The sequence below is a fragment of the Fulvivirga marina genome, from assembly GCF_016775155.1.
Classification (GTDB): domain Bacteria; phylum Bacteroidota; class Bacteroidia; order Cytophagales; family Cyclobacteriaceae; genus Fulvivirga; species Fulvivirga marina.
Genome location: NZ_JAEUGD010000067.1, coordinates 129,953 through 148,452 on the forward strand (window position 1 = coordinate 129,953; position 18,500 = coordinate 148,452).

Sequence of the window (18,500 nt, forward strand, 5' to 3'; positions counted from 1 at the left end):
ATACCTACTACATGAAACGGAATTAATTCAATTACTAATCATAAAACAGTTTCAATTATGCCAAACAAAGCTTATGCAATTCTATTTGCTTCTACTAGCGAAGATGATGGTTACCTGTATTTCCCCATTAAGAGGGAAGGACGCGAATACGGAGGAATGCCTCAATTTTTTGGAGGCACAAAAGATCCGGGAGAATCTGATCGTGACACAATAGCTCGTGAGATGCGGGAAGAAAGTGATGAAAAGATCTCTCTGCAGCCGGGGGCCCTGACTCAGGTATATAGGACCAATGTAGCAGGCAGCACATACAGTTTTTATGTGGCTGAGAATTTTTCTGGAAATAATTTTCTGGGGCCACTTAAAAATCCGGAAATGGCAAGCATCGATAAATTTTTTGTGCAGTTTGATGCAGGGGATGACATCAAAGATCTCCTCAGAAAGTTAAAAATCACACCAACGCAACAATTTGAGGAGTCCACCACTTACGAAGCCTTCGATGCGGCTATCAAGTGGGCTGAGACCGCTTCTGAAGGTACTGTAAAAGATTAAACAGCTTCAACGACTGGCTATCTTGGACATTGCTAAAAATGTCCTGATGAAAGCCTGCACTCTAAATAAACCTCTCACATAAACAACCATAATTATGGCAATATTTAATCAATTCTACCCGGTAGACTACTATGATAAAGCGATGCCGGTAGACCTCAAGGAGAAAGCTGAAGCAACATGTATTGTATGTGCCGTGGGGCAGAAATTTCTGAACAGTAAAAATGGTTCTTTAACCACCAAAACCAGTGGTTATTATTACAACACAAATGACCCTAAATACCCCGGTGGCGGTCAGGGCACTTTGTGTCCTGATATCGCTGCGGAAACAGCCGTCTGGATGACGGGTACGGCATTTGCGATTGGCAAAAAGACATTTATCACGGCTAAGCATGTAGTAGAAGATGTGCTCAACGAGGTAGATGCCAAGCCCACAGATTTTAGCAAGCTGAAGCTAATGTCGGGGTACTTCAGGAAGTCTTCTCCAAGCTCCGGTTTCACTTATAACATGCTTGATGTAACTGCTATCGAATACAACACAGAAAAAGACATCTGTATCATCAGGACCAAGCAGTCTGTCCAAAATTTCTTCACCTGTGCTCCTACTTCCGAGCAGCGATCACTGAAGCCCAATGATGTGATCCAAATGATTGGATATCCGTTGGGACAGCCCATGAAATTTAGCGAGGGCAAGATCGCTGAAACAGATGGAGATCTGGATGACCTCAAAGGATGGATAAGCTTTTTTCCCGGTAACTCGGGAAGTCCTATTGTTAATTTCAAAACTGGAAATGTGGTAGGCATATTGGTCAGCGGATCTTCAGAAATCACTGATTGGGCCAAGAAAAATGATTGCTATGGCTACAGAACCTACGAAAATGATGAAGACCTGACTGCAGGGATCATTTATGCGGAAAACTTCCTGGAGCTGGCTACTTAGATTGTTTGAGGATGGTACTTATATTGGAAAAGCCGGTTGTCTGTGGATGACCGGTTTTTTTGTGGATAGTAGCCTTTATCATGATTGATGCAAGTGGGGTGTTAGTGTTTTTTCCTATTTTAACATTGTCCCATTTTTCGGGAAGTCTTCAGTATATCTCATGTGTTTTCTTCTTAAAACTTATCTTTGGCTATGCTCCAGAATACATAACCACCCTGGTAGCGTCCGCCACAGACCCCTATATCTTTTTGAGCGGACGTCCTATTTCATTTTAGGTCTTAGGATCGCTACGCTAAAAAGTAAATGCAGTTAAGATCATGATATTTAAACGCATGCTTTAGTGGTATAGGCTATTTCATCAATTTAAATCCGTAGATTTTATCATCGAAGACTCCTATTAAATAATCTGCAGTATCTTCTTTAACCAAGCGCATTTCTACCATATCGAAAAAGTGAATACCTAAACCAGGTTTAGGAGGATAAGTGTTGGAAGTAAATCCTTGATATTTCTTTACCCCATTTGAGATATCAATAGCTGTTAAAATGTTTTGCTGGTTATCGCAATTTTCATAGAAAAATAAAAATTTCTTTTGAATGCTTAAAAAGGTACCATTTACACCACAGTTGTTTTCCGTTTCCCATACAACATCCCCATTATTCTTATTTAAGGCATAAACCTTACCGCTATTAAAGTAAATTCGGGCAGTATCAATGATTATGCTATAGCTTCGCATCTCAGTGGATACTTCATTAAAAGACCAATTTAAATTATAATACTTAAGTGACAGACTTTTCACTCCATCGCCTTTAACCCAGAAGTATATATCATCTCCATCCATTTCTAAATTAGATAGTATTTTTCCGTTCAAATTAAATGACCAGACATCTTCACCCGTTACCCCATTAATAACTTGAATACTCATTTTTTCCGCAAAAACCACATTATTCTTATAAACAATTGGTTTAGTATAAATTGGGCTATCTAATTCTTTTTCAAAAACCTGACTCCCAGTAAAAACATTATATGCAATAATTTTCATATCATTCACAGGTATATAAACCAACGAATCGGATATCATAGAAGGTGATCGATAACCTATATAACCACCATTTCTTTTTTTTACATTTAGTACATCGTACCCTGTAAAAACATTAACTATTTTGGCCTCATTTTTTGAATCAAAAAACAGCAAACTGTCGGAAGTGTATTCCTTGATTTCATTGGTAAATGGAATCCTTTTTCCACTTGTAACTTCAAATCCATAATCTTGATTGATATGATGGAACAATACACCATTTTTAATAATTGGAGCATCTCTGTAGTCCTTTGTTGATAATGTATCAACCCATATCAATTTTAGTATATTATCTAAAGTAGGATAAGATTGGCAGTACAGTGCTTGTGAGTAAAAAACTGCAGTTAAAACAATTATAATTCTAAACATAAAATCTTTAGGTTAATCTACAATAAATCTTTGCTTATCAATATATTCAAAATGCATCCAATCTTTTGACTTTGTTTTATAGAACCCTCCCCACCTTATCTTACCTAAGTACTCAGGCTTGATAAATTCGTTTACAAATGCCTTATCTAATCTAAAAAAGCCAATCTCAGAGAGTTGTATATAAAAATCAAATATGTTTAATGATGCAATAGAGTAAAATGAAAAAACTGTTCCTTTATCAAACCATTTAATAATTTCTGAATAAGAATTTATCTGCCCAAATGCTTTCTGATAATCATTATTAACCTTATTTATATGATTGAGTACCTTATTCAAGCTTGATGAATTACTAAACGTCAGATTTACTTCACCAACTTGTGCAGTAAAGTCTGCCGGTATGTCTTCTGATCTTGTAACCCTCAGAAGATTGTCTATTACAACATTAATTGAATTTAACTTTTCAGAATTATCAAGATCGGATATTAAAGATTGATAGTCAGGTCTTATATGAACATCAAGTAACATGGCTGGTCCATAGCCTTCTTTAATGATTTTTCTATAAATCGATATTTTATCTTTATCAAATGAATTTATTTTGTTCAGAAGCATATTTAATTTCTCAGGTATTTTTTGGTAAAATTCCTCTTTTAATGCCTTGATTTCTTTTTCAGTATATCTTTCAGGATTTGCAAAAAAATGTCTCTCGTTACTCAAAAATTTTGTTCTATTATAAATTTCTATAAATTCTTTATAAAGACCTTTTGATTCTTCACTCATTGCTCCGATCAGTTGCAAATCAATTCCCTGATATCTATCTCTATGTTCCTCTATTACCTTATAGCCAGACTCTATGTTTTTGATATCTGACCTCGATATTTTCATATCCATTATTAAACTATTAGCCTTTTTCATTTCATCGACCGATGATACAGTTTTTACAAGGGTTATGTTAGAGAGCAATCCTATCATAAATAGTGCTCTATTATATAATTGTGGATTATATTTAAAATCAACATCCAAAGCCATGCCAAAGGCATGATTACTTATCACTGGTTCTGAGTTTTGAAACCTAATGCTAAATCCACCTATACCGTATTTTTTGTTATTGTAATAAGCGGAACTTGGTCCTCCCATTGAATTTTCAATACCCTTAAGAACATTGTAATAGTTATTATGTACATCTATGTTTTGTCCCAAAAAAGAAATTGTTTTGATATTTTTACTGTAGTAGTCCAATGGGCTATTATTGTAATCCTTTAAAAAAGTTTCGTCATCTCCACTGATTTTGATGACAATTTGGTCTCTCATTTCAATATAGTATTCAAACTTGGTCCATTTTGGATGACTCGCTACATGTTTGTGCATTTCCTGATTATCACGCCATTCATCTACATACTTATTTGTACTTCCTTTTGATTTTGCTAAAAATTCGTTCTTAAACTCTTGGTTTGAGCTAGCTATAACCCTTACTTCAAAAGGGGACTCATCATATCTGATATACTTATCCTTACTATCTCCCTGATTCATTTTTCCATCCCAATAAAACAATGCATTTTCTGAAATCTTTATATCCTGATCATTTAAATACGCTAAAGTTCCATCATTCTTATAGATTTCCAGCTTGGCGTATTTTAGTGGATACTTGTCAGTTGTTTTTATAGAGTAGGATATTTCTAATTTGTCATCATCAATACCAGCCGTAAATTCTTCATCAGTAATTGGTACAATGCTTACTAACTCTGGCAGCTCTTCCTCCTCAACAAGATAAGGACATAACATTTGAATTAATTGATTCCACTGCTCCTCAGAAAGCTCACTGCTATAAGGAGGCCGCTTGCCTTTGAGCTGATCAACCATCAGTTCAACCTGAGGCCCATTGATGTCATCTTCTTTTATTAATGCTAATAGATTATCAGGTTCATTAATTAGATCATCAATTTTTCCCAAAATAGCTTGCAGTTTTTCTTCATCCTTTGGTAGACAATCAGGTAATGATTGTATTCTTCTAAGCAACACTTCATCCAAAGGTCCCTTTTCACTGTTTTCTAGATATATGGTAATTTCCTGCTTGAAGTATTCTAAAGCTTCTTTAATTAGTTCTTTTTCAGTATCAATTGTTTCATCATCCGTAACATTTCCATTTCCCTGCAACACATTCCCCTCACCATCCACAATCCAGGTATCTCCCGACCCATCAGTGAACCTGACATCCTCCTTCTCCCCAGTTTCAAGGTCAACAGGCTGCTCATAGGTATGCTCCATTCCGCTCTCATCTGTCACTACAATTACCCCGTCATCACCCACTGTCACATCACTGATTTCCCCGTCATAATCAATATCTACGCCATCAAAGTCATCATTGGTATCACTGCTCTCATCGCTGGTGTTTTCATCATCATCATCGGAATCAATGCCCTCATCATCTTCCCAAGCCTCAATCAAACCATCAATACCATCCGAAAGGGCAATCACTTCACCGTCCACTACCTGGTACAGTTCATTGACCCTAATATTGTCAAACTTCACCGCGAGATTGACCCCAAGGAATGGGGTTTCAACCGAGCCATAGCCTGAAAACACTCCGTCACCTCCCGTTACTTTAGTAAGCCTCATATTGAAGTCACCTACGGTAAACACCTCACCACGAATGGCAGAAATAAGCGGGGTGGTATTCAAAGGCTGTTGAACCTCCTGAGGATCTCCGCAGGCAAATTCCCGGGGTGGAAGGGTAGTGAATCTTTTGGTTTCCGTCCATGAGCTGACAAAGGCACCCCGCTTACTACCAATACGAACCTCGTAGGCCGTTTGAGCCATCAGGTCTTGCAGTACCACGTACATGCTGTCTGCTAGTTGTGCATCCGGCGGGAGCTGTAGTTCTTCCACAAACCATTCTGCCTGCGGATTGTCCGCCAGCCTGTATTCTACCGTGTAACCATCTGGTTCCAGGGAAGGAATCCATGAAGCCATCCCCATGCTTTCATTAAGCCCCCAGGCCTTAAACTCGTCTGGTTCAGGCAGCGGCTCTTCATTTTCGGCCACCCTGAAAGTACAGATTTTACTGTAGCCATTGTTTTTAAAACGATCTCTCCCACCAAGGTCTATCGCCTGAACCTGCCAGACATATTCCATGCCCGGTACCAAGGGTGGTTCTGCTACACCGTAGAGCAGGCTCATTTCAGCGGTTTGTAATTCATAGATCGGGTTGGTACTGAGCACAATGTCCGCAGGGTTTCGGCCTTCAGAACGGATCTCATACAATCTGAAAATATAATCTGTTGTAAAGCTGGAATTAGGTGAAATAGCCATCGGTGTCCATTGAAAAATCACCGATTGCTGCATCTCATTCAGCTCAAGCTCAGCGGCACATGCGGGCTGGTTGAGCATGGGTGGGTCAGGGCGTACCAGCCAGAGGTTCTGGCAGCTTTGCTGTGAAAGCTGTATTTCAGGGTGGCGGTAGTCGTAAACGGTAAAACAGAACTGATAAAATCCTTCGGGCAACCTGCCATATCTTTCAAACTCCGATTTGCTGTAGCCGCTAAAAATAAGGTTCCTGCTCTCAAACAACGGCGCCAGGTCAGTAGCATCCAGCCAGGTAGAAAGTCCTCCTTCGATGGTTATGGGCGGAGGGTTATAGGTTGGTGAAGTTTCTATCCTGACCCCCTGCCCTTCAATCACTAGTCTGAGTCTCACATCATAGACCGGCTCGGTAAGGTCACGAAGAAAGAGGTTAAGTTTAAGCTGTTCTGACCCAGGCGCTACATAGTCGCTGATGAATACGGAGTACGGCGGTGCTATCTGTGTGGTAGCATTTATGGGATAGACCTGGGAAAATGTACTATGAGCTACTCCCATGAACAGGTAAAGCGCCATCAACATGGCAAGAATCGAGGAATAGTTATATTGGTATTGGTTCTTCATCCTGATTATTTGTATCATTTATTCCCCAGCAGTTGATAAGCTTAAATAAGCATAGTTATTCCTCGGCTTCTTCAAGCCTGCAAGGCAATTAATAAAATTGTGGGGCTGTTTAAGTCAGGGAGTAAGAATAATCAACAGCGCAAATAATTTGCACTAAAACCATTTCTTACATGATTTAAATGATTTACAAAGCTATAGCTATCGGTTAGTTATAAAAGATCATTTTAACCGATAAACTTACACCCTGAAAATTTAAGTTTAACTCCAATTTTGGGCATAAAATGTTAATATACACTGCAAATCATCCAAATTAAGTGATTAATATTACATAATTTTGCAACAGATCCTCCTTTAATTTTAGACTGTATAACACTTAGTCTAAAATCAGTTTGCTCTTCAGGAGATTTTGTAGCCGCGAGATCCTCTGCGAGACCTGCGGGAGACTTCGCTTGGAAAGTAAGAAGTTTCGTGTTGGCCTCTCAGTTCACATGTTTTTATCCAATTTCAGGGTTTATATTACACTCCTCCCATTTAACGGTTTTTTTAAGTTAAATTAATTACCAACCAAATTCATTATTTATCAACTAAACCCACCTATTATGAAAACTCCAATTGTAAAAATTTCCTTTGTTGCTGCTTTTCTGTTTGCGTTTGCCTTTTTCGGCAACAGCCAATTAGGTCTGGCAAACCTTTCGGACAATGCCGATTTAACTTGCGTAGAAGAGATGAACTGTGAAATACTTTTGACTGAAGCAGATATTGTTTGCACTTCATGGTCGAAGGTAGGCACAGGGTCAAGATGCACTGCTGAGTATCAGGGGCAATGCATCTGCTATGAATACTATGATGTGGAAAGAAGGGTTTGCGGTATTCCGGCTTCATCATGGCAATGGGAAGAATTCAGGGAAACCAATCATCGTACTGCTGGATGTTGATCCAACTCTGGCGCAAGTTGGTAACTTGCGCCACCTTTTTAAATCTCTCAAGACTCCCACTGGTAGTATCCGCTTCAACCACTTTCAATCAAATAAAGGTCAATATTCTGTTTTTACTTCAACTGATGCTCATTAAGAAGTCCATACCTCTTCAAGGCCTGTCTTTTCTCAGTCTAAAACCCTCCGTCATCTAAGAGTTACTTATCAATACCCAAGGTTGAGTAGTTTCAGGTTATGAAAAAGCAAAAACATGGATTTATCATTTTCTTTAATATGTTTTTGAATTTTTGACCACATGTATAAATTCTTCTTATGCCATTCGGCAATTAAAAAGGGACCAATGGCGATAATGATGTCGTAGTTTGGCCCTGAATAATCCTGCTTAAAGGCAATGGTTTAGTTTGCTTCAAATTCCGGCATATTGGCAGTAAATACAAAACAGGCTCCAGGGTCGGTAATCAGACCTACATTGACCTCTAAAAACCCATCCACAATGTAATCTGGCACCCTTCCTCAGTAATGTTATTTTCCAGATGTAGTTCCTCATCAATGTTGTCTGAAAGGAGTATAGGATCAAGAATCGGAGTAATGCTCCATCGCCGTCACTACAGCCCGCTGTTGCAAAATAATGATAGCATAAAACCAGGGATAAAAATGGTTTCAATATTTTTATTATGAATGATTTGCTTCTCGTACCTCTCCGAAAGTATCACCCTCATTTTATTTAAAATTTCTTTCTCTTATAAACTCTTGACAATGTTAAAAATACACACCGATGTAACTATCTGCACAGAATGTAACCTATTTACTTTCAATATATTAACACCTAGTTTCACCTAAATTTTAAAACTATAAAAGATAAAATGGATTATAACGAACCAACAAAAGTTTACCCTAAATCATTTTCTCACATTGGAATTACTGTTCCTAATATTGAAGAAGCCGTAAAGTTTTATACCGAAGTGCTAGGGCTTTATGTAATCATGGAACCTACAATAGTAAAGGAAGAAAATGAAACAGCCATAGGTCAAATGTGCATAGATGTGTTTGGCAAGGGCTGGGGGACATTTAAAATTGCCCACCTTTCAACAAGTGATAGAATTGGTGTAGAACTGTTTGAGTTTAAAGAGAGCGAGAACCTCAAGCCTCATTTCGAGCCATTTCGCAGTGGTTTATTTCACTTTTCTATCCAGGATCCTGATGTTGAGGGTCTGGTAAAGAAGATTGTTGATGTCGGGGGTAAACAGAGAATGCCAATCCGGGAATATTATCCGGGAGATAAACCTTATCGAATGTGCTATGTTGAAGATCCCTTCGGAACCGTTTTTGAAATATACTCTCACTCTTACGAATTACACTATTCGGCCGGGGCATATAAATAATGTTCGTCTGCAAATTCTTGTCCCCATTTATCCAAATTCAAAATAATGGGGATAAGTGATTCGCCGTCTTCTGTTAATTCATATTCTACTTTTGGAGGTGTAACAGGATAAATTTTTCTCTTCACCAAATTGTCTTTTTCCAGTGCCCGGATGGAGTAGGTAAACATCCTATTAGATATATCAGCAATGCTTTTTTGTAATTCTCCAGATCTCCGGGCACCATCTTTCAAATGAAAAAGAATCAATGTTTTATATTTATCTCCTATCAAATGAAGAACAAATGCAAGAGAACAATTAAACTCCTTACCTTGATATTTTATCTTTTCTGACTTCATATTGTCTGTTTTTGCATTCTTAGGAACAGGGATTAACACAATACGGCAAAGGCATTTTGAGCTTATGATGGTCTCTAAGACATTCGTTGCTAACAGCAAATTAACTTATACTATCAGGACTTTAATTCGAAGTATGTCTTTATAAACTTCTTTCATTTTCATAGTTCTTTTGGTATTCTTATCAATCCAAAATTCCGTATGTCCGTTTCCACTGGTATAGTCTATTCTCAAAACCCAGCAATCATATTTTTTGCCATTAAATTCAATCTCTTCACTTCTGTTTACAGCATATAGATAATATTCTGGTAAAGATTTTGAACCCGGATGGTAGAAGTTAACAGCAAATGTTTTGTCCTTTTCAAAAGGCAACATACTAAAGGTTTCCATATCCATTTCCCAATTAAATGAATTGTTTAAATCATCTAATCTGAATGAATCTCCATCATGCTTATTCTTATCAGAGCTTGTAAAAATAGAATTACTTTCATAAATAAAGTATCTATTTTGAGCTATTAACGAATCATTTTGCATTTTATAAATCCGTTTTTATTCACTTATAGGTTTAAAGCTGTTGATATCAGACAGGATTTCACAATTTACATATGATCCATTTGAAAGGTACCGGTTCCAAATAAATTTATAAACACCCTTTTTTTGAACTTTGGTAATTGTTCTTTCCCATATTTCCATGTTACGTTTAGGGCCACTAATAGAATCTTGAAAATATACCAGATAAGTATTAGTAGTTTCATTTAATTGATTGAATTTCAACACCTGATTTAAGGTATTTACACTATCAATTTGTGTTTGGGCATAACCTGCAAAGGTTAATAGTAACAAGAGCACCATTATTAATTTCTTCATAAAAGTTGTTTTTTAATTGTAGTCAACGGCCTCAGTTATGAATAGTTACGCGTACTCCTCTACAAGTCAAGCATCAGTGATTATACCTTACTCTCTTTTTAATCCTCAATTTAGTTTATACTTCTTAGCCAGAACATGGCCTACCTTAGGCATTAGAGAATTTATATAGACTACCCTCGGCAGTGCCTTTATTTCAGTTTAAAACTATGTAAGATCTTAACGTATTCCTTTCTTTGGTACCAATCATTAAACACTAACTCTAATGTATCAACGGTAACGGTGCCAAAATGGAAGTCTCTGTATGCTTCCAATACTTTCAAATAACCCTCTTTATTTCTGAATCTCTCTTTTAGTCTCAGTATCGTTGAATGGGCTGTTTTTATTACATATCTTTTATCTATCGATTGTTCCAAAGCTGCATCTCTAAAGTTAATTCTCAGGTTATCACGAACCTGATTAAGAACATCATTTTCAAAAAAACCTTGTACCATTAGGCAAGATGGAGAAGAGGTTAACCCCTTAAATTCTAAATGAAAACGACTCAACCCATTTATACTTTTTTTAATAGCCTCAATATATTCTTCGACCTTTATTTGATGAAGAGCAAACCCGTTGTAACAAGAAATTATGGACATTACCGTCACATGTAAATCCGAATCACGGTAAAAGTATTGATTTGGTTCAATCAGGCTAATTTCTGAAAGCAACTTATGAATATTGCTTTTTACTGTATTATCTGGTCGTAATAAAAGAGTAATACCAAATCTATTGTCTCCATCCGAGTCAATTAACTCATCAACCTGATAAGAATCTGATTGTATTTTTTGAATTGAATCCTGATATAATTTGTCATAGTGTTCTTTTAGATTCATTTATCTTTTCTATTGTATCCAGCTAATTTTCTTAATGCAGCCTAACAGTTGGATAAGAAAATGGTAGGCTTTGCAATTTACTTTGGTAATAAGTGTTCATAATCGGGTTACCACACTTTATTTACTACCGCACCGACTGTTATTTTCTATCCATTGTCTTGGGCGATTATTTCATCACTCTGCCTGAATTTCATTTGTTCAGCTCCTTGAATTTTCGTCAGTTTTAACAAAACCCTGAAGAGTTTCTGAACCATAGAATACTTGCTATAAATGAAATATGACATCTCTTTTGACTTATTTATCATTTTCTCTTTTGTACTATTAATTACAGCTCCAAAGTCAATCATTTTAAGCCCCTTTTCAAGGGCAAATTCTGTCATTTTCACAAACAGTATATCATATGCATGGTAGTTGGTTTTACGGTTACGATCGAAAGCTCCATGCAACGCATTTAAATATTTTCCTGTTGCTAATGCGGCTTGATAACCAATAAATTCACCATTTATTGTGGCTATGAAGTAATGAACATTTTCTAGCTCTGTACTACTTGTAGTTAACGCTGCATTGAGATAAAGCTTCTGATAAGGTAAATAGAATACGCTTTTTTCAGAGGTTGATATAAAGCACTTTTTTAGTGAGTTGAGTTGCCCTTTATTCAGCTGTTTATCAATCCTTTTATACTCTCCATTTTTATTTTTAAACACCCTGATTTTACGTTTTATATTCTTATGGCTTTTGGTATAATCTTGTATAGATGTCATTGATGAACAGTCAATTATTGCGTGAGGAAGTGCCGGAAGCACTGCAGCAGACTCATACAACCCAATGTTTTCAGAATAATCATTTATGAATGTTAATAAGTTATTTTCTTTAAAATATGATAACATAGCCCTAAATACCTCTTCCGATTTTTCGGGGTCTTTCACAAAGCCGGGATTTGACATCATATCCATGCAACAACCAAACTTGATCCATAGGTAAAATGGTATATTAATGATGTTTATTAACCCGGAAAGAAGTTTGTTATTAAAAAGGGACTTACCATAGCGCTTACACCTGATAACAATGGTAACACCAAAAAGGCTTCCGTCTTTAAATGCTTTAAGTAAAAGCGGTTTTGCATTTTCTACACTAGATTTGAAAAGACAGGCAAACACTTCCCATATACTGTTGTCCAGGTTGTAATAATTCAGGCAATCTTCAAAAACTCGGATTTCTTCACTGGATAAGCATTTATCAGATAATTGAAAAGTATATGTTTGTTTCCCATTTATCATAGTACCCACGGACTTATTCTAAGGCTTTACCCCTGGGTTCCATGTTAGACCAAAAGTACTTCCTTAGAAGTTTTTTCAGGTTATAGTCAACAATGTTAACCATCCAGTAATACTAAACTTACAAATGGCTATAAGCAGATATTACATACACTTCAATATAGCGATTTTTTACCAGCAACTCCATTTAAGCATTTCCTATTTTCTCCTTTCAAAACCGGAACAAACGATGCCTGTTGAAAAGGTATAAAACAAATAAAGCCAATCATCTTTCGATAATCGGCTTTAGACTTATTAATGAGGTGAAAATTTTAAATTTATTTAATAACCAGCTGATCAATAGTAGAATTAATAATCCTGGCAATTGCATCCATTTCCTGATGAATGAAAAAATGGCCTCCTTCAAAAGTATGAATTTCACAGCTCCCTGTTGTATAATCATTCCAACCGGCTATTTGTTCCTCAGTGTGGTCATCCTCTCTTCCGGTAAATACGGTAATATCCACACCCTCCTTGTTGAACCCGTCAATACTCGGTGCAGTTTCAGCAATTCTAAAATCATTTCGAAGCAAAGGTAAAAATAACTCCAGAAGCTCAGGGTGTTGAAAAAACTCTGGAGGTGTGCCTCCCAATAAAAGTACCTCATCTTTGAACTGTTGCTCACTCATTTGATGATACTTTTTTTCTTTTTCAATGTTCATTTGTAAAGCACCTCTACCAGAAAAAAATATGTGACTTGGAGATACCCCTAACTCCTCTTTCAATCGCTTAGCCAATTGATGAGCTAATAGACTCCCCATACTATGTCCAAAAAAAGCAAATTGGGAGAATCCTATCTGGGGTGATACAATTTTATACAAATCATCTACCGCAGCATTCAAATCCGGATACAGGTCCTCTCCTATCCTCCGGCCTCTCCCTGCAAGTTCAACAGGAATAAATTCAATCTGATCATCCAACAAAGGTCTTAAACCGTTATAAATGCTGGAAGACCCTCCGGCGTAGGGAAAGGCAAACAACTTTAATCTACTCATTTAAATATTGGTTTTTATCTAAAAACGGACTTTCAAAAGTCTCCTTATTTTATCACTAACTGGTAACAGCTCTTATAGCAAACATTTCAGCAAATGTGTAATAGATCATATTAATAATCTCCCCGGGTAAGCTAAGTGTTTTATAAAGCTTTCTCATTACCTGTTTTTCCGGAACTGGCCAAACAAACTCCAATTTGTTTACCCCAGCTCCTAAAACTTCCCTTTTTATAGAAATTTTAATATTGGTCCACTCATCACAAACCCTAACCGTCTCATACAAGTCACCATTGACATACACCTTTACTGCCGAATTAATATCACAGAAAGCAAAGTCAGGAATTCGGGCAGTAACATCCAGTTCAATGTTTTCGGAGGCATCAGCAACACATATAAAGGAAGAGCGTGTTTCATGTGCCCGATAATAAGCGACATCTTCATCGCAAAGAAATTCCTGAAACGATCTTTCCGCATATGGACTTTCAAGTAAATCAACAGGTTCTTTTCCTATTTTATATTCCTGAATACGAATATTTTTTATTTCATCTGCTATCTCAATTTTTTTCACCACCTGCAACGCTTTAGTCATTGCATCTACAAGTTCTATAAACATCAGCTTCTTATTTCTCGGATGTCCGAAAACACTAAAATTTTCAAACGGATAAACCTCTGACAGAAAGTGAAGTTCATCTGAAAAGACTGCTGAAGAACGTTTGGAAAACAGTATACAGGATTTATGATATGCTTCAACCAACTCATCATCTGCATGCTTTAATGCCTCACAACAATGATGATAAAGCAAAGGAGTATCCTGGCCTACGTAATAGTTATGAATAGCCGCCTGAAAGTGAGTGATAGAAAGTACTCTTTCCGAAACAGGACTTTCTATCGCGGACATACTGGCTGCATCTATATTCACTCCAAGTATACTTGCTATTTGAGAAGCCAAAGCCCCCATAGCCAGGTGGATACCTCTAAAATTAAGATGACAATAATCCAAGAAAAGTTCGTTTCCCGGAATTCCTTCATGACTATGTTTTTTTAGCACTTCCTGAAGGTCCACAACCGTTACAGGACTTTCTTTTAAGATATCATTTACCAATTCTCTAATAACCGTAAATCTTCTTGGAGCACTTGTTCCTATGGCATTAATAAGGGCTTTATCTTTAAGCTGCTCAAGAAATTCCCTCCTCTGGCGTAAATCACCGATATGCTCAAAATATTTAGCCATCATTTCATATGCAAAAGGATGTTCAGTATCCATATCCATCATTTGACCGGCTAGTTTTTTAACCTCTTCCCAACCTCCTGAAGCCTCGGCATGCAGACAAGAATCATAGGCTTCACTCCATATTTTCATTTTGTTTCCAGGTAAAAAATGGGAAACATACTCTTTCCGAGCTGGCTTAAAACCGCCAAGGTTAAACTCCGGCATCACATATAAAACCGGGATATTATATTCTGCGTTGATTCCAGTCAGGAGTTCTTTAAAATCATTTACATTACTTTTAAGGCTATCTCTAAGTGTATCCTTGATAAATTGGGTCTGCCCGGATGTCCCAACAGTTTTCTGAAGCATATTAAAGTTATAGGGTGTACCCAAAGAGCTTCCCGGTTGCCAGTTATTTCCAGCAAATACAATAACCATATCCGGATTTAGCAATACACTTTCTGAAATAACTTCCATAAGTTGTTCAAAACGCATCCCTTCTTTGGCCAGGTCAACCACCTCAATTTTGCGACCCGGTATAGATTCTGATAGCATCTTTTCAACAACCCGGGCAGCACAATATTCATGTGGAAAATGGGTGCATCTTGCTACAGATTCGCCAATAAGCACTATACGATATACATCTTCACTTCCCGGGGTGATAAACTCCACCTCAGACCAGTTGTCATCTTCTGAATCAAACTCCGGATTTTTTACATAATTCCCACTTATGTCATCTTTAATCCATCTCCCTACTTTTTCCGGCCTGCTCACGGGCTCAGTAGATTTGGTTGCAGGCTCCTGTTGCTCCTCTATGAATAGTGCCAACTCATTCGAAAGATCAATCGACGCTCCTGAGTAAACAAGTTCTGCTACTTTATTTGAAGTCTCTTTTAATTCCATTCTATTTTGATTTTAAGCATTTTATGCAAACGTGTAGACATCACTGTTTACATTCCTTTGTTGTACAGTACTGAATTTTTCCCCTAGAATTTTCTTGATCCTCCTTACTGTTTCTTCATTACGGTCAAAAATGTATCCGCCAAGAACGAGGCAATCGATTTCTGTATTGATAAAGCAAAGCAAAGCGTCTTCTACAGAGCATACAATAGGCTCTCCCTTTACATTAAATGATGTATTCAGTAATATGGGTACTCCACTATAGGTTTCAAACTTCGATAATAGTTTATAGAACCTGGGATTAGACTCCAAACTAACTGTTTGAACACGTGCTGAGCCGTCCACATGGGTAATCGCCGGCATATCCATTCCTGGCTTTACCTGACAAGTTTCTAACATAAAAGGAGACTCATGATCCAGTTCAAAGTATTCAGAACATTTCTCTTTGATCACCGCCGGGGCAAAGGGCCTGAATCCCTCTCTTTTCTTTACCATACTGTTAATAATATCTCGCATATCCGGATTTCTGGGGTCTGCCAATATGGACCTATTCCCTAATGCTCTGGGGCCAAACTCCATTTTACCCTGGAACCAGCCTATAACCTTTCCATCTTTCAGACGCGTTGCTACTTCATCAAGAAGGTTCTCTTCATTCGTCGTATAATTCAGAGCCTCTTTGGTAAAGTCTCCCAGAACAACTGAAATTTGATCATTTGAAAATGAAGGTCCTGTGTATATCTGATGAATACGTGATTGAGCCGGACGTTCTCCCGTAATCTGAACATGTGCCTGACAGGCGGCTCCCAGGGCTCCTCCTGAGTCGTTAGAAGCAGGTTGAACGAACATGTTTTTAAAAGGGGTGTTTTTCAAAACTTTTCCGTTTGCTACACAATTGAGAGCAACACCTCCCGCCAGACAGAGGTTTTCAGATTCTACTTCATTATATAAGTAAGTAACTTTCTCTATAAGAATCTCTTCCAAAACAACCTGAAGGCTTTTAGCTATATCCATATGGCAGGTATCTAAAGATGCATTCCGCTCACGTACCGGCACCCCTATCAAGTCGACCAGTTTTTCCGAATACATTCGCTTCCCTTTCATAAAGTCGAAATACTCCATGTTCAAGCTATACTGCCCCTTATCTTCCATTGTTACTAATTTGCGAACTTGTGATGCATAATGAGGTGTGCCGTAGGGGGCCAGCCCCATTACCTTATATTCACCTTCATTGACTTCAAACCCCAGGTAAGCTGTTATGGTACTATAAAGCAATCCTAAAGAATTTGGGAAATGTACTTCCTCAAAAAGGTCTATTTTTTTGCCTTCGGCACGCCCATAGGTTGTTGTTGCCCACTCTCCTACACCATCCACGGTGAGTATGCCTGCATCTTCAAAACCAGAAAAGAAGTAGCTACTTGCTGCATGAGACATGTGATGATCAACAAATACGATTTTCCCCTCATATCCCAACTGCTCACGAATGCTATACTCAACATTTTTGGGATCAAAATCAGCCAGATTATCTAAACGAATATTCTGGTTTTTACTCCACAATTGCCTGGCAAACTTCTTAACAGGATCTTCATAATAAGCAATACAATCTATGTCAGATGGAGATAAATGTGCCTGTTCCAGGCACCATCGGTATGCTTTTTTAGGTAATGACGAGTCATTTTTTATACGTGTCAGCCTTTCTTCCTGAATAGCATTGATCAGTACGCCGTCCTGTAACAGACAACAAGCCGAATCATGGTAAAAAGCAGAAATTCCTAAGATATTCATATGTACTAGAGATAAGTGTTAAAGTATATTTCATTGCCTCTAAAAGAAGCAATAGAAAACCCACTGCCTATATGGGTAACTGGTTAAATAATAGTTACAAAATTGTTTAAATAGCCAAACCATTACTCTGTATTATTAAAAGAAACCGCTATAATATAATAAGCACTGTCCAACGTTTCCTGGTGAGGCCTTATGTGTAGCTTGAAGTTTACAAATTATCTTAACGTTAAAGAATAATATTGTACTTCATTGTTAAAACTACCCTTTGATAGTTTCCGGGGTTTCATACCCTACTGTTTTTGCAAAAAGAGTAACCGTATTCTTATGCCCCTGGGGAGGTATGTTTTCCTTATCTGTCTTGTTTAAATCAAGCCACTTTGAAAATGCTGAGGTAAAATAATTGATCATCTCCGGATCTCCTGATATATCCTTAGACGTATACAATTCCTGATTATCAAATACAATGCGATAGAAGCCCAGCTTTTCTGCAATCTTTCGTGTATTACTTGATTTCTCCTTTACTTCCCAACACATTGCTGAGCAATATTCACTTTGAAGATAGTGGTCAAATATTTTCTCAATAAAATTGCGCTTCCAATCCACAAACCGTGAAAAATATAAGGAGCACTCTTCCTCTCCCACTCCCAAACCCATTTGAAAAGTATCTTTATCAGTCGTTAACATCGCAAACCAAGAACCATTCATAATGAGAGGAAACCTTACTTTTTTGGATTCTCCCTTACCAAATACGGCAATAGGAACATGTACAACCGTACCGGAAGGAACCGCAAATCGTATCGCTAAATAGTTAAAACTTCCTGTTTTTTCCTTAAACATCGCATTATAGCTGTCTATTTCCTTCATCGGATCCGGAAGATTTTCCGGAATGTTATCTTCGTTAGGTTCCAATGTTTCTATTTCAAAAGTGTTGTATCGAAAAGCATCAGCCAAGGCTATCAACTCTTCATCATTCATATCATTCGGGATTTTTACAATTTTTGTCCTCATCATTGATCTATACCTTTTATATATTATACTTTATTTGAAATCAGTTTTTTTCATCATT

Annotated in this window: 15 protein-coding genes; 4 read left to right on the plus strand and 11 right to left on the minus strand. The window is 37.4% G+C overall.

The window, feature by feature from the left end:
- Nucleotides 1-57 precede the first annotated feature (57 nt).
- On the plus strand, nt 58-549 hold the full coding sequence (locus JMN32_RS24950) for an NUDIX hydrolase (RefSeq protein WP_202859135.1): 492 nt from the start codon (nt 58-60) through the stop codon (nt 547-549).
- A 94-nt stretch (nt 550-643) separates the two neighbouring features.
- The gene (locus JMN32_RS24955; RefSeq protein ID WP_202859136.1) at nt 644-1,486 is read left to right on the plus strand and encodes a trypsin-like serine peptidase; all 843 of its coding nucleotides are present in this window, start codon (nt 644-646) and stop codon (nt 1,484-1,486) included.
- 350 nt (nt 1,487-1,836) lie between these two features.
- On the opposite strand, the gene JMN32_RS24960 is transcribed toward JMN32_RS24955, so the two are convergent.
- Together JMN32_RS24960 and JMN32_RS24965 are read right to left on the minus strand one after the other, a co-directional pair.
- Nucleotides 1,837-2,931, minus strand: a complete 1,095-nt coding sequence (locus tag JMN32_RS24960; protein WP_202859137.1) for an outer membrane protein assembly factor BamB family protein — start codon at nt 2,929-2,931, stop codon at nt 1,837-1,839.
- A gap of 12 nt (nt 2,932-2,943) precedes the next feature.
- Nucleotides 2,944-6,849, minus strand: a complete 3,906-nt coding sequence (locus JMN32_RS24965) for a hypothetical protein (RefSeq protein ID WP_238354624.1) — start codon at nt 6,847-6,849, stop codon at nt 2,944-2,946.
- A 599-nt stretch (nt 6,850-7,448) separates the two neighbouring features.
- Between JMN32_RS24965 and JMN32_RS24970 the strand changes: the two genes are divergently transcribed.
- A complete protein-coding gene (locus tag JMN32_RS24970) occupies nt 7,449-7,784 on the plus strand; it encodes a hypothetical protein (protein WP_202859139.1) in 336 nt (111 codons plus the stop codon).
- 863 nt (nt 7,785-8,647) lie between these two features.
- Complete coding sequence (locus tag JMN32_RS24975; RefSeq protein ID WP_202859140.1) at nt 8,648-9,166, plus strand: lactoylglutathione lyase family protein; 519 nt, start codon at nt 8,648-8,650, stop codon at nt 9,164-9,166.
- On the opposite strand, the gene JMN32_RS24980 is transcribed toward JMN32_RS24975, so the two are convergent.
- From JMN32_RS24980 to JMN32_RS25020, 9 genes are all read right to left on the minus strand, one after another.
- Nucleotides 9,142-9,501: a winged helix-turn-helix transcriptional regulator gene (locus tag JMN32_RS24980; protein ID WP_202859141.1), complete on the minus strand. Its 360-nt coding sequence runs from the start codon at nt 9,499-9,501 to the stop codon at nt 9,142-9,144. The two genes, JMN32_RS24975 and JMN32_RS24980, sit on opposite strands and share 25 nt — an antisense overlap.
- Before the next feature lie 105 nt (nt 9,502-9,606).
- Entirely contained in the window at nt 9,607-10,032 is a 426-nt protein-coding gene (locus JMN32_RS24985; RefSeq protein ID WP_202859142.1) for a DUF3108 domain-containing protein, read from the minus strand.
- A 15-nt stretch (nt 10,033-10,047) separates the two neighbouring features.
- Entirely contained in the window at nt 10,048-10,365 is a 318-nt protein-coding gene (locus tag JMN32_RS24990) for a hypothetical protein (protein ID WP_202859143.1), read from the minus strand.
- Between the two features lie 188 nt (nt 10,366-10,553).
- Nucleotides 10,554-11,237, minus strand: a complete 684-nt coding sequence (locus JMN32_RS24995) for a 2'-5' RNA ligase family protein (RefSeq protein WP_202859144.1) — start codon at nt 11,235-11,237, stop codon at nt 10,554-10,556.
- Between the two features lie 146 nt (nt 11,238-11,383).
- Nucleotides 11,384-12,514: a GNAT family N-acetyltransferase gene (locus JMN32_RS25000; protein ID WP_202859145.1), complete on the minus strand. Its 1,131-nt coding sequence runs from the start codon at nt 12,512-12,514 to the stop codon at nt 11,384-11,386.
- Nucleotides 12,515-12,828: 314 nt separating this feature from the next.
- On the minus strand, nt 12,829-13,545 hold the full coding sequence (locus JMN32_RS25005; RefSeq protein WP_202859146.1) for a thioesterase II family protein: 717 nt from the start codon (nt 13,543-13,545) through the stop codon (nt 12,829-12,831).
- Between the two features lie 55 nt (nt 13,546-13,600).
- On the minus strand, nt 13,601-15,655 hold the full coding sequence (locus JMN32_RS25010) for a hypothetical protein (protein WP_202859147.1): 2,055 nt from the start codon (nt 15,653-15,655) through the stop codon (nt 13,601-13,603).
- A gap of 21 nt (nt 15,656-15,676) precedes the next feature.
- Nucleotides 15,677-17,434 (minus strand): carbamoyltransferase family protein, encoded by a 1,758-nt coding sequence (locus JMN32_RS25015; RefSeq protein WP_202859148.1) that lies wholly within the window; start codon nt 17,432-17,434, stop codon nt 15,677-15,679.
- A 258-nt stretch (nt 17,435-17,692) separates the two neighbouring features.
- Nucleotides 17,693-18,445: a hypothetical protein gene (locus JMN32_RS25020; RefSeq protein WP_202859149.1), complete on the minus strand. Its 753-nt coding sequence runs from the start codon at nt 18,443-18,445 to the stop codon at nt 17,693-17,695.
- Nucleotides 18,446-18,500: the final 55 nt, after the last annotated feature.

What these genes read in the sequence shown, in the direction of transcription:
- JMN32_RS24950 (WP_202859135.1), top strand. Translation starts at nt 58, where the DNA reads ATGCCAAACAAAGCTTATGCAATTCTATTTGCTTCTACTAGCGAAGAT.
- JMN32_RS24955 (WP_202859136.1), top strand. Translation starts at nt 644, where the DNA reads ATGGCAATATTTAATCAATTCTACCCGGTAGACTACTATGATAAAGCG.
- JMN32_RS24960 (WP_202859137.1), bottom strand. Translation starts at nt 2,931, where the DNA reads ATGTTTAGAATTATAATTGTTTTAACTGCAGTTTTTTACTCACAAGCA.
- JMN32_RS24965 (WP_238354624.1), bottom strand. Translation starts at nt 6,849, where the DNA reads ATGAAGAACCAATACCAATATAACTATTCCTCGATTCTTGCCATGTTG.
- JMN32_RS24970 (WP_202859139.1), top strand. Translation starts at nt 7,449, where the DNA reads ATGAAAACTCCAATTGTAAAAATTTCCTTTGTTGCTGCTTTTCTGTTT.
- JMN32_RS24975 (WP_202859140.1), top strand. Translation starts at nt 8,648, where the DNA reads ATGGATTATAACGAACCAACAAAAGTTTACCCTAAATCATTTTCTCAC.
- JMN32_RS24980 (WP_202859141.1), bottom strand. Translation starts at nt 9,501, where the DNA reads ATGAAGTCAGAAAAGATAAAATATCAAGGTAAGGAGTTTAATTGTTCT.
- JMN32_RS24985 (WP_202859142.1), bottom strand. Translation starts at nt 10,032, where the DNA reads ATGCAAAATGATTCGTTAATAGCTCAAAATAGATACTTTATTTATGAA.
- JMN32_RS24990 (WP_202859143.1), bottom strand. Translation starts at nt 10,365, where the DNA reads ATGAAGAAATTAATAATGGTGCTCTTGTTACTATTAACCTTTGCAGGT.
- JMN32_RS24995 (WP_202859144.1), bottom strand. Translation starts at nt 11,237, where the DNA reads ATGAATCTAAAAGAACACTATGACAAATTATATCAGGATTCAATTCAA.
- JMN32_RS25000 (WP_202859145.1), bottom strand. Translation starts at nt 12,514, where the DNA reads ATGATAAATGGGAAACAAACATATACTTTTCAATTATCTGATAAATGC.
- JMN32_RS25005 (WP_202859146.1), bottom strand. Translation starts at nt 13,545, where the DNA reads ATGAGTAGATTAAAGTTGTTTGCCTTTCCCTACGCCGGAGGGTCTTCC.
- JMN32_RS25010 (WP_202859147.1), bottom strand. Translation starts at nt 15,655, where the DNA reads ATGGAATTAAAAGAGACTTCAAATAAAGTAGCAGAACTTGTTTACTCA.
- JMN32_RS25015 (WP_202859148.1), bottom strand. Translation starts at nt 17,434, where the DNA reads ATGAATATCTTAGGAATTTCTGCTTTTTACCATGATTCGGCTTGTTGT.
- JMN32_RS25020 (WP_202859149.1), bottom strand. Translation starts at nt 18,445, where the DNA reads ATGATGAGGACAAAAATTGTAAAAATCCCGAATGATATGAATGATGAA.